Genomic DNA, 11,137 nt, shown 5'->3' with positions numbered 1-11,137 from the left:
AAGGGCCTGACAGTGAAGTCGCTCTTTGACTTCATTGGCAGGAGCGAAGCGACTCGGACGGGCTAAGCGCTGAAGCTAAACCAGCTCCACTGACGCCCCGCGGAAAGCATGTCCCCTGGAGTGGAAATCAACAGCCAGGTTTAACAGACATTCATGCAAATAAATTGGTACATAAGGGAATGAAAACTAGCCCCCCTTGTCAATAAAGTTATTGCGGTTGGCGTCAAGAGGTCATGGCTCTGTGATGCTTCGAGCTCTATTAACAGACGGACCCCAACGCCTGGTGCACATATGATTGTTGCTCCTTTATGGAAGTACGCAGGGTAGATTGCCCACTTAATAGGTTGTTGCACCAACCGCAATCCTTATAAACGAGGTGTTAAATATGAGAGTTTTAAATCCTTATGCATGCGGTTTGGATATCCATAAGGATACCATTGTAGGATGTGTGGCAACTCCTATCGCGAAGGAAATTCGCACGTTTGGAACGATGACCAAAGATCTTCTCCATCTCCTTGACTGGATTAAAGGCCGTAACTGTACAATCGTGGCAATGGAGAGCACAGGCGTTTACTGGAAACCAGTATACAATGTGCTTGAATGTACCGATTTAGATTTGATGGTCGTCAACGCCCAGCACATCAAAGCGGTTCCTGGCAGGAAGACAGACGTCAAGGACGCTGAATGGATCTGTGATCTGTTACGGCATGGACTTCTAAGAGGAAGCTTTATCCCTTCTCGTGAACAAAGAGAGTTGCGGGAACTCGTCAGATATCGGAGTAGCCGTGGAAGAGCGTACACGAGAAGTCAATAGGCTTCAGAAGGTGCTTGAGGGAGCCAACATTAAACTTAGTTCCGTGGCAAGTTCAGTTGTCGGTGTTTCTGGAAGGTTGATGATTGAGGCGATGATTTCGAGGGAAACGGATGCGGCATCCTTGGCCAAATTGGCAAAAGGAAAACTGAAGGAAAAGAGGGAGCAGCTGGAATATGCCCTGATGGGCGTCGTGGGACCACACCAACAATTGATGTGGGAACTTCAACTGAAACACTTGGATTTTATTGATGAACAAATCAAAGTGCTGGATCAGGAAGTGTCGAAACGACTTGCCCCCTTCGAAGAAGACCTCTTACGAATCATGACCATACCAGGTGTTGGGCGAAGGACTGCAGAACATCTAGTTGCGGAACTTGGCCTGGATATGAGCCGGTTTCCCTCCGCGCAGCTGTTGCCATAGGTCATGGAGTCATCAAGATTGTTTACCACATCCTAAAAAACAAGGAAGCATATCAGGAGTTGGGTGCTGACTATTTTGACAAACGAAGGGAAGAAACATTGGTAAGAAGAGCATTAAAAAAACTAAAGACACTAGGTTATGAAGTCGATCTTCAAAAATCTAGTGCCTAATACAAAGTATGAAAAGATGGGCATTTTTTTAAAAAAATTATACACTGTCCTTTAGCCCCCCTTCCCTTTTTTGCTTTTTTATCGTTAAAGGGGGTTTTCAGGGTAGAGCCTTAAAAAAAGGCCAGGTTAAAGACCGATATTGATTTTTGAATTCAGGATAGTTTGGAGCGGAACTTAACAGCCAATTTTGATATAGCCAAAAGAAAAGGCAACAGGGGTGAGCTAGCCGGCTATACACCTTAATTCCTATAAAAATACTTGTTTTTGACTGTGAGTATGATATATTCAAAAACGGGTATAAAAAAGTTAAGAATTTTTTACGTTTGGAGTGGGACAGATGCTTCATCAATTTTCCAGGAATGAACTGGCCATCGGCAAAGAGGGCCTTGATATATTGAAAAATAGTACTGTCGCAGTGCTCGGGATTGGCGGTGTGGGTTCATTTGCGGCAGAGGCGCTTGCGAGGTCAGGTGTAGGCAAGCTCGTGCTGGTCGACAAGGATGATGTCGATATCACGAATGTCAACCGCCAGTTGATTGCGCTGCTGTCCACAGTAGGCAAGCCGAAGGTTGAAGTGATGCGCGACAGGATCAAAGACATTAATCCAGACTGCGAGGTCATCGATCTCAAAATGTTCTACACTGAAGAAACATATGAACAATTTTTCAGCTATGGATTGGATTTTGTTGTGGATGCTTCCGACACAATTTCTTACAAGATTCACTTGATCAAGGAATGCCAGAAGCGGGGGATTCCGATGATTTCCAGCATGGGAGCGGCCAACAAGATGGACCCAACCCGCTTCATGATTGCCGATATCTTCAAAACGCATACCGATCCGATTGCGAAAGTCATGCGCACCCGCTTAAGAAAAGAGGGAATCAAGAAAGGAATACCAGTCGTTTTCTCTGACGAAAGCCCAATTGTGATCAGGGAAGATGTTCGGAAAGAAGTTGGAAATGATCATGCGGAAATAAGGAAAGCGAAAATGCCGCCATCCTCCAACGCATTTGTCCCTTCTGCCGCAGGCCTGATCATGGCAAGCCATGTCGTCAGGGAGCTTTTGAAGGATATCAAGATCCAACGCGTGAACGATTGAAAAAGCGGAAGGCCAGTTTGATGTGGCCTGTCCGCTTTTTTTTTGCCTATATAGGAAATAGCAGATCCATGGGTGTCGATTGTCGATAGCTATGGGTGCTTTTTGGTACAGCTATAGCGCCTAGCCTTAAAGTGATCAGCCGTCCTGCTGTGGCGGCAGATGACATGCCTCCTCGCGGGTAGTCTAATTCCTGTCGGGGCTGGACGAGGCACTCGAGCTTTTTGTTCTTCCGAGTATTTTATCATAGATGGCCGAGAGGGCATGCTCAAATTTCCCGGTCTTTTTAGGTTTGTAATATACCTTGTTTTTAATCCTGTCCGGAAGGTATTGCTGCTTCACCCAGCCACCCTCATAATCATGCGGATACAGATAATCGATTCCCCTGCCAAGAGCCTTGGCCCCCTTGTAGTGGGCATCCCGAAGATGGTTGGGGACTTCACCGCTGATGCCCGTGCGAATATCAGCAAGGGCGGAATCAATCGCCGTATAGGCGGAGTTAGATTTTGGCGACAGACAAAGTTCGATGACCGCATTGGCAAGAGGAATCCTGGCTTCGGGAAAACCGAGCCTTTCTGCAGCTTCGATGGCAGCGAGGGTCCTCTGTCCAGCCTGGGGGCTTGCCAGACCGATATCTTCATATGCTATGACAAGTAGTCTCCTGTTGATACTGACAAGGTCGCCGGCTTCGATTAATCTTCCAAGATAGTGAAGGGCAGCATTGACGTCGCTGCCCCTGATCGATTTTTGGAAGCCTGAGAGGACGTCATAATGGGCATCACCATCCTTATCATGGGCAAGGCTTTTTTTCTGCATGCATTCCTCTGCTGCCTGCTCATCGATAGAAAGGACTCCATCCCCATCTGGTTCAGTCGATAGCACTGCGAGCTCCAATGCATTCAATGAACTGCGGACATCTCCATTGGAGGCAGTCGAAAAATGCGTAAGAGCCTTCTCTGAAATGTTGATTTTAAGATTTCCCAGCCCTCTTTCCTCATCAACGATCGCCCTTTTCAAAGCGATTCTCACATCCTCAGGCTCCAGAGGCTTCAACTCGAAGATTTGACAGCGGCTGCGGATTGCCGGATTGATCGCATGGTATGGATTGCTCGTTGTAGCGCCAATCAGGACAATCATCCCATTTTCCAGGTAAGGGAGCAGAAAATCCTGCTTTGCTTTATCAAGCCGGTGGACTTCATCAAGGAGCAGGATCACTTTTCCAGACATCTTTGCCTCTGCTGCCACAATTTCCATATCCTTTTTATTGTTTGTGACAGCATTCAGCGTCCTGAACGCAAATTTGGTGCTCCCGGCGATTGCGCTGGCAATCGAAGTTTTGCCGATGCCAGGCGGGCCGTATAGGATCATGGAGGATAACTGCCGCGCTTTTACCATTCTATTGATTATTTTTCCTTCAGCTACAAGATGCTGCTGGCCGATGATTTCGTCGATTGTCTTCGGCCGCATCCTGTAGGCAAGTGGCTTAAGGTTCATTCTCATCGCTCCATTAGTACATAGATTCGTAACTATACAATAACATGAATGCCGTCAACAAGCATGTGCCATGCAATTTATGCTATAATGGCAAAAGCCTACCTATGGACTAAGGATTTTTGTTAAAATTTATATAAGAACATGCCCACAGGGGCATAAATAATAAATCTGGCAAAGAAAAAATAGATAGAGGTGTTTTTTTATGAAAATCTCAACCAAAGGCCGCTATGGGCTTACGATCATGATCGAACTCGCCAAGAAATACGGCGAAGGTCCTGTTTCCCTGAAGTCAATCGCCCAGATGAATGATCTGTCGGAACATTATCTGGAACAATTGGTTGCACCGCTGAGGAATGCCGGATTGGTCAAAAGTATCAGGGGAGCATATGGAGGTTATATACTTGGAAATGAACCGTCCAAGATAACTGCTGGGGACATCATCCGTGTCCTTGAGGGACCAATCAGCCCGGTTGAGGGAATCGAAAACGAAGAGCCCGCAAAACGTGAACTCTGGATCCGGATCAGGGATGCTGTCAAGGATGTCCTTGATAACACGACAATAGAGGATTTGGCTAATCATTCGGATGACTTTGGTGAATCTGATGCCTATATGTTCTATATTTGAAATCGTATAATCTTCTGAAGAGGAAGAGAGGGTATTGATAGTGGAGAGAATTTATTTAGACCATGCAGCAACAACACCGCTGCATCCAGAAGTTTTGGCTGCGATGGTAAAGGTGATGGAGGCGGAGTTCGGGAACCCGTCCAGCATACACCATTTCGGACGCGAAGCAAGGAAAATACTGGATGAGACCCGCCAGGAACTGGCTGACAGCATCAGAGCAAAGTCAAATAACATTATATTCACGAGCGGCGGGACAGAAGCCGATAACCTGGCGATCATCGGCTATGCCGAAAAGAATAGGGACAAAGGCCAGCATATTATCACGACGCAATTCGAACATCATGCTGTCCTGCACAGTTGTGAAGAGTTAGAGAGACGAGGCTTTGAGGTCACATACCTTCCAGTCGATGAAACAGGGCGGGTTTCTGCTGATGCTGTTGCCAAGGCATTAAGGGATGATACGATCCTTGTTACAATCATGCATAGCAATAATGAGGTCGGCACCATCCAGCCAATCCGCGAAATCGGGCAGCTGCTTTCGGAACACCAGGCTGTTTTCCATACGGATGCAGTCCAGGCATATGGGATTGAACCATTGGATGTCGAGGGACTGCAGGTGGATTTGTTGTCTGTTTCCGCGCATAAAATCAATGGACCTAAAGGAGCAGGTTTTTTGTATATCCGGGATGGCATCAAGATAGCGCGCCAGCTTTTCGGCGGGGAGCAGGAAAAGAAGCGGAGGGCAGGGACGGAAAATGTCGCCGCGATTGCAGGTTTCCGCGAAGCTGTAAGGGTATCGATCAGCGAGCAGGACAACAAGCGCCGAATCTATGAAGAATTCAGGAACATTTTTTTGGATAAGCTGAAAGAAAAAGGAGTTTATTTCCATCTAAACGGAAAGCTTGATATATCACTGCCGCATATTTTAAACTTAAGCTTTCCAGGGACAAATGTCGAAGCGATGCTCGTCAATTTGGATCTGTCGGGAATAGCTGCATCGAGTGGTTCGGCTTGCACGGCTGGATCGATTGATCCATCACATGTCCTGGTCGCCATGTTCGGAAAAGAATCAGACCGATTAACAAACTCGATCCGATTCAGCTTCGGATTAAATAATACAAAAGAACAGATTGGCAAAGCTGCTGAAGAAACGGCAAAAATCGTAAAAAGGCTAACAAGGCAGTAGCTTCCAATCACGGAAAACCATCAAAGAGAAGATGGAGAGAGGTGAATGAATGATGAAATCTCCAAAAGATACTAGAGTTGTCGTCGGGATGTCCGGTGGTGTCGATTCATCTGTCGCCGCGCTCCTTTTGAAGGAACAGGGCTACGACGTCATCGGCATCTTCATGAAAAACTGGGATGATACCGACGAAAATGGGGTTTGTACAGCTACGGAGGATTACGAAGATGTCATACGCGTCTGCAACCAAATCGGCATCCCTTATTACGCAGTCAATTTTGAAAAGCAATATTGGGACAAGGTGTTCACCTATTTCCTTGATGAATACAGGGCAGGGCGGACACCGAACCCGGATGTGATGTGCAACAAGGAAATCAAATTCAAGGCTTTCCTTGAACATGCCATGAATCTTGGCGCTGATTACCTTGCGACTGGCCATTATGCAAGGGTCGAGGACAGGGATGGGGAGCGCAAGATGCTCCGCGGCGTGGATGAAAACAAGGACCAGACATACTTTTTGAACCAGTTGAGCCAAAGTCAATTGGAAAAGGTGCTGTTCCCGATCGGAAATCTTGAAAAATCCCGGGTGAGGGAGATTGCGAAGGAAGCGAACCTTGCCACTGCCGGAAAAAAAGACTCTACTGGCATTTGTTTCATCGGCGAGAGGAACTTTAAAGAATTCCTTGGAAATTACCTTCCAGCACAACCCGGGAATATGGAAACAATGGCAGGCGAGATAAAAGGGAAGCATGATGGGCTGATGTATTATACCATCGGGCAGCGCCAGGGCCTTGGGATAGGTGGTGCTGGCGAGCCCTGGTTCGTTGTAGGCAAGGACCTGGAACGCAACGTCCTCCTTGTTGAACAGGGTTTTCATAATGAATTGCTCTATTCAGACAGCATCATTGCTGTCGATATCAGCTTTGTATCGGACAGGCCCAAGCCAAAGGCTTTCGAATGCACCGCCAAATTCCGCTATCGCCAGCCTGATAATGAGGTAACAGTCGAGCTGCAGGATGATGGGACAGCGAAGGTTATTTTCAAAGAACCGATCAGGGCGGTCACTCCTGGGCAGGCAGTGGTCTTCTATGACGGTGAAGAATGTCTCGGTGGCGGGACAATCGACGAAATCTTCAAGGATGGAAAGAAATTGACATATGTCGGCTAAGCCGATTTCAACCCCCGGCGGACTTGCTTTCGCTGGGGGTTGTTTCTTGAACCAAGGGAAAAAAATCAACATGATTATGGTATACTTGTCAGAAGATTGGAGTGGTGAAATTGGATAAAAACCAGACCGGAATTCAATTCATGAAGGATGGAAAATGGGAAGAAGCAGCGAAGGCTTTTATGGATGCCATCGAAGAGGCACCTGCAGATCCTGTTGCATACATAAATTTTGGAAACGTCCTGACAGCGGTCGGCGACAGTGAAAGAGCGCTGAATTTTTACAATAAGGCCATCAGCCTTGACGAAAATGCAAGCGCGGCATATTACAGCAAAGGCACACTCTACTATGAACAGCAAAATTTCCAGGAAGCAAAAAATATGTTTGAAATCGCGCTTAAAAAAGGACTTGCGAGCGGCGACAGCTATTTCATGCTGGGCATGTGCCTTGTCCAGCTGGGGAACAACAGACTGGCACTGCCTTATTTGCAGCGGGCCGCCGAGGTGTTGGAAGGGGATGCGGAAGCCAGCTTCCAATATGGACTCTGCCTTGCTCGTGAAGGTTTCATTGATGAAGCAATCGAAAGCCTTGAGAAGGCGGCCAAATTCGATCCGAAAAATCCGGACGCTCTATACAATCTTGGCGTCGCTTACGGGTTCAAGGAAGAAGGGGAAAAGGCACTCGAGCTGTTCAACCGCACTCTTGAAATACAGCCTGGCCACCTGTTGGCTATCCAGGGAAAGAAACTGATCGAGGGCCAAGAACTTTAGGTTTTGCAGGGAAAGAGGGGAGTTATGTGGAGAAGCAAGACTCACTTGATCTGTTTTCCGAACAGGGAAAATACATGAAGGGCAAGCATCTTGTCACGATTTTCCATAATGAACAAAATCTTTATACTGTTCTCAGGATCAGAGTAGAAGAAACAAATGAGCAGTATGAGGACAAGGAAGCGGTCATCACCGGATATTTCCCCCGGATCCATGAGCAGGAGACGTATATTTTCTTTGGGGAAGTAAAGGAGCATCCGAAGTTTGGGCTTCAGTTCCATGCTACCCATTTCCGCAAGGATCTGCCGCAGTCGAAACAGGGGATCATCAGTTATTTATCGAGCGATCTGTTTAAGGGGATCGGCAAGAAGACAGCTGAAAAAATCGTTGAAACGCTTGGAGAAAGGGCGATAACACGGATTATTGAAAATCCTTCGCTGCTTGATCAGGTTCCGAAGCTTTCACCCGAAAAAGCAAAAGAGCTGTATGACACGTTAATGGAGCACCAGGGACTTGAGCAGGTGATGGTCGCCCTGAACCAGTACGGCTTTGGCCCACAGCTTTCGATGAAGATTTACCAGGTGTACAAAGAACAAGCGATCGAAGTGATTCAGAATAATCCCTATAAGCTGGTTGAAGATATAGAAGGAATCGGCTTTGGCCGGGCGGATGAACTTGGCAGCCAGCTCGGGCTTACTGGCAACCACCCTGACAGGATCAAGGCAGCCTGCCTGTATACCCTTGAGAATTCCAGTATCCAGGGCGGGCACGTCTATATGGATGCCGAAATACTCCTGACAGAAGTCAAGACACTCCTCGAGGATAACCAAAAGATTGAAATTGAGTACACCGACATTTCAAAGGAAATCATCAAGCTTGGCGAGGAAGGTAAATTGGTGGCTGATGACCAAAGGATTTACTTGCCTTCGCTTTACTTTTCCGAGAAAGGCCTGGTCACGAATATCAAGAGGATCCTTGAACAGACAGAGTACGAAAACCAATTTCCTGAATCGGAATTTCTGATTGCCCTTGGGAATCTTGAGGAGCGGCTTGGTGTCCAGTATGGGGCAAGCCAGAAGGAAGCGATCCAGACGGCGTTGATGTCGCCGATGCTGATTTTGACTGGAGGGCCGGGAACAGGGAAGACAACAGTCATCAAGGGGATTGTTGAACTATACGCAGAGCTTCATGGCTGTTCCCTTGATCCGAAGGATTATAAAAAAGACGAGCCCTATCCATTCCTGCTGGCGGCGCCAACAGGCCGTGCTGCGAAAAGGATGACCGAATCAACCGGGCTTCCGGCAGTGACGATCCATCGCTTGCTGCGCTGGAATGGTGCGGAAGGTTTTGAACATGATGAAAACCAGCCGCTTGAAGGGAAAATTTTGATAATCGACGAAACATCAATGGTCGATATCTGGCTTGCCCATCAGCTGTTCAAATCGCTCCCGGACAATATCCAGGTAATCGTAGTCGGCGATGAAGACCAACTTCCGTCGGTAGGGCCGGGACAGGTGCTGAAGGATTTGCTTGATTCCGGCAGGATCCCGACTGTAAGGCTGACTGATATCTACAGACAGGCGGAAGGCTCTTCGATCATCGAGCTTGCCCATCAGATAAAAAACAGCTACCTTCCTGATGATATTACTGTCCAACAGCCTGATCGATCCTTTATCAAATGCAGCACGAGCCAGATTCCCCAAGTAGTGGAAAAAGTTGTAGCAAATGCGAAGAAGAAGGGGTATTCACCTAAAAACATCCAGGTGCTTGCCCCTATGTACCGTGGTCCGGCAGGGATAGACCGACTTAATGAACTGCTGCAGGAACTTTTCAACCCTAACCCGGATGGCTCTCGGAAGGAACTGGCTTTCGGTGATGTGAAGTACCGTGTCGGAGATAAAGTGTTGCAGCTTGTCAACCAGCCTGAAGCGAATGTCTTCAATGGGGATATGGGGGAAATCGTTGCGATTTTTTATGCAAAGGAAAACACGGAAAAACAGGACCAGCTGGTCGTTTCATTTGATGGCATTGAAGTGACGTATAACAGGACTGACCTTTCGCAAATTACCCATGCTTATTGCTGCTCTGTACATAAGGCGCAAGGCAGTGAATTTCCAATTGTTGTCCTTCCTGTTGTCAAAAGCTATTACAGGATGCTGCGGAGGAACCTTATTTATACTGCTATCACAAGAAGCAAACAATTCCTCATCCTTGTCGGCGAAGAGGAAGCTATGAAGATCGGCGTGCAGCGCAGAGAGGATACTCAGCGAAACACAACGCTTGTGGAAAAACTTAAGGAAATGCTTCCGGTACTGAATGGGGATGCAGGAGAGCATCATGGACGGATTGAAGAAAAAATCGCAAAAAGCGATAAATCTTTCAGGCATGAAACAGATTATTTGAAAGTCATGCTGGAGGCTGACCCGATGATCGGCATGGAAAACGTTACCCCTTATGATTTCATGGAGGACGGCGGAAACTAAAGGTGTTCGGAAAGGCGGGAACACTTTTGCGGACATTTTCACTTTTAAAAGGTCTTCCTGTTTATGAACTGGCAAGCGGGCAAAAAATGGGCGAAGTTTGTGATGTAAGCATCTCGGGCAGTGGAAGTGTGGTAGGCTTACTTGTAAAAACAGGTACGTTCATCAAGAGGACCTGTCTGCTGAGACTTCCACAGGTTGCTTCTTACGGCTGGGATGGGATCATGGTTCAAGACCGGTCAGCCATCGAAACACTGGAGACAGATCCTGAATATACCTTCAAGCACCAGCAAAGCCTTGCTGGAAAACAGCTGTTTTCGGGTGAAGGTGAACAATTAGGATTGCTGGATGATGTATATTTTCTGGAAGAATTGGGCACGATTGTAGGGTATGAAATCACGGATGGCTTTTTTTCGGATATCGCGAATGGAAAGCGTGTAGTCAAGCCCGTTGGTCCGCCTGCAATCGGAAAGGATGCCATCATCGTCAATGTAAAAACGAGATGAGGTGTCCCGCATGTTAACATGTCCAAATTGCCAGAGCAAGGATATAGGCAAAATCGGCATCAATCAATATTATTGCTGGAATTGCTATATTGAACTCTCCCTTTCACACGGGCTGATCCATACCCATCAGGTCGAGGAAGATGGAACATTGAGTTCCCTTGATGACTTGTTCGATGAAGATCAACGGCAATACGGCGGCTTGTAAAAATAATCGTTAGAGGTGAGGCGCATGAACAGAATGTTAACCTCGATCCTGGCATTAGGTGCTGGGATGGCAGCTTACAATTATGCCACCAACAATAAAATTGTTTCGGGCAGGCAAATGAGGAAGCTGCGAAGAAGAATCGACCGATTATTTTAAAAGGAAGCGATCCCCTGCAGGCAAGCAGGGGATTTTTTGTCTGCATCTTGAAACA

At 47.1% G+C, this 11,137-nt stretch carries 10 protein-coding genes and 1 pseudogene; 10 read left to right on the top strand and 1 reads right to left on the bottom strand.

Translation table 11 applies throughout. The annotated features are described in order from the left end of the window. The first annotated feature begins 385 nt into the window (after positions 1–385). Both JJQ88_RS15540 and JJQ88_RS15535 read left to right on the top strand, forming a co-directional pair. Positions 386–1,405: pseudogene (locus tag JJQ88_RS15540) on the top strand (IS110 family RNA-guided transposase). Between the two features lie 337 nt (positions 1,406–1,742). Continuing rightward, positions 1,743–2,504, top strand: coding sequence for a tRNA threonylcarbamoyladenosine dehydratase (locus JJQ88_RS15535; RefSeq protein WP_210366956.1), 762 nt, complete (start codon positions 1,743–1,745; stop codon positions 2,502–2,504). Positions 2,505–2,687: 183 nt separating this feature from the next. Here the strand turns inward: JJQ88_RS15535 and JJQ88_RS15530 are convergent, their stop codons facing one another. After that, positions 2,688–3,995, bottom strand: coding sequence for a replication-associated recombination protein A (locus tag JJQ88_RS15530; RefSeq protein ID WP_210366955.1), 1,308 nt, complete (start codon positions 3,993–3,995; stop codon positions 2,688–2,690). Between the two features lie 202 nt (positions 3,996–4,197). Between JJQ88_RS15530 and cymR the strand changes: the two genes are divergently transcribed. From cymR to JJQ88_RS15490, 8 genes are all read left to right on the top strand, one after another. Beyond that, positions 4,198–4,620 (top strand): cysteine metabolism transcriptional regulator CymR, encoded by a 423-nt coding sequence (cymR, locus tag JJQ88_RS15525; protein WP_210366954.1) that lies wholly within the window; start codon positions 4,198–4,200, stop codon positions 4,618–4,620. A gap of 40 nt (positions 4,621–4,660) precedes the next feature. Continuing rightward, on the top strand, positions 4,661–5,806 hold the full coding sequence (locus JJQ88_RS15520) for a cysteine desulfurase family protein (protein WP_210366959.1): 1,146 nt from the start codon (positions 4,661–4,663) through the stop codon (positions 5,804–5,806). Between the two features lie 49 nt (positions 5,807–5,855). After that, positions 5,856–6,971 carry a tRNA 2-thiouridine(34) synthase MnmA gene (mnmA, locus tag JJQ88_RS15515; RefSeq protein ID WP_210366953.1) on the top strand — a complete coding sequence of 372 codons (1,116 nt, stop codon included), beginning with the start codon at positions 5,856–5,858 and terminating at the stop codon, positions 6,969–6,971. Positions 6,972–7,081: 110 nt separating this feature from the next. Continuing rightward, the gene (locus JJQ88_RS15510; RefSeq protein WP_210366952.1) at positions 7,082–7,738 is read left to right on the top strand and encodes a tetratricopeptide repeat protein; all 657 of its coding nucleotides are present in this window, start codon (positions 7,082–7,084) and stop codon (positions 7,736–7,738) included. A gap of 26 nt (positions 7,739–7,764) precedes the next feature. Then, positions 7,765–10,218: an SF1B family DNA helicase RecD2 gene (gene recD2, locus JJQ88_RS15505; protein ID WP_210366951.1), complete on the top strand. Its 2,454-nt coding sequence runs from the start codon at positions 7,765–7,767 to the stop codon at positions 10,216–10,218. A 26-nt stretch (positions 10,219–10,244) separates the two neighbouring features. Then, entirely contained in the window at positions 10,245–10,721 is a 477-nt protein-coding gene (locus JJQ88_RS15500; RefSeq protein ID WP_210366950.1) for a PRC-barrel domain-containing protein, read from the top strand. Between the two features lie 10 nt (positions 10,722–10,731). After that, entirely contained in the window at positions 10,732–10,926 is a 195-nt protein-coding gene (locus tag JJQ88_RS15495; protein ID WP_210366949.1) for a hypothetical protein, read from the top strand. Between the two features lie 24 nt (positions 10,927–10,950). After that, positions 10,951–11,082, top strand: coding sequence for a YrzQ family protein (locus JJQ88_RS15490; RefSeq protein ID WP_210366948.1), 132 nt, complete (start codon positions 10,951–10,953; stop codon positions 11,080–11,082). The last annotated feature ends 55 nt before the right edge of the window (positions 11,083–11,137 follow it).

Source organism: Bacillus sp. REN3 (assembly GCF_017912555.1).
In the GTDB taxonomy this organism is placed as follows: domain Bacteria; phylum Bacillota; class Bacilli; order Bacillales; family Cytobacillaceae; genus Mesobacillus.
Note: the sequence above shows the minus strand (reverse complement) of the source record. Positions and strands in the feature narration are given on the sequence as shown.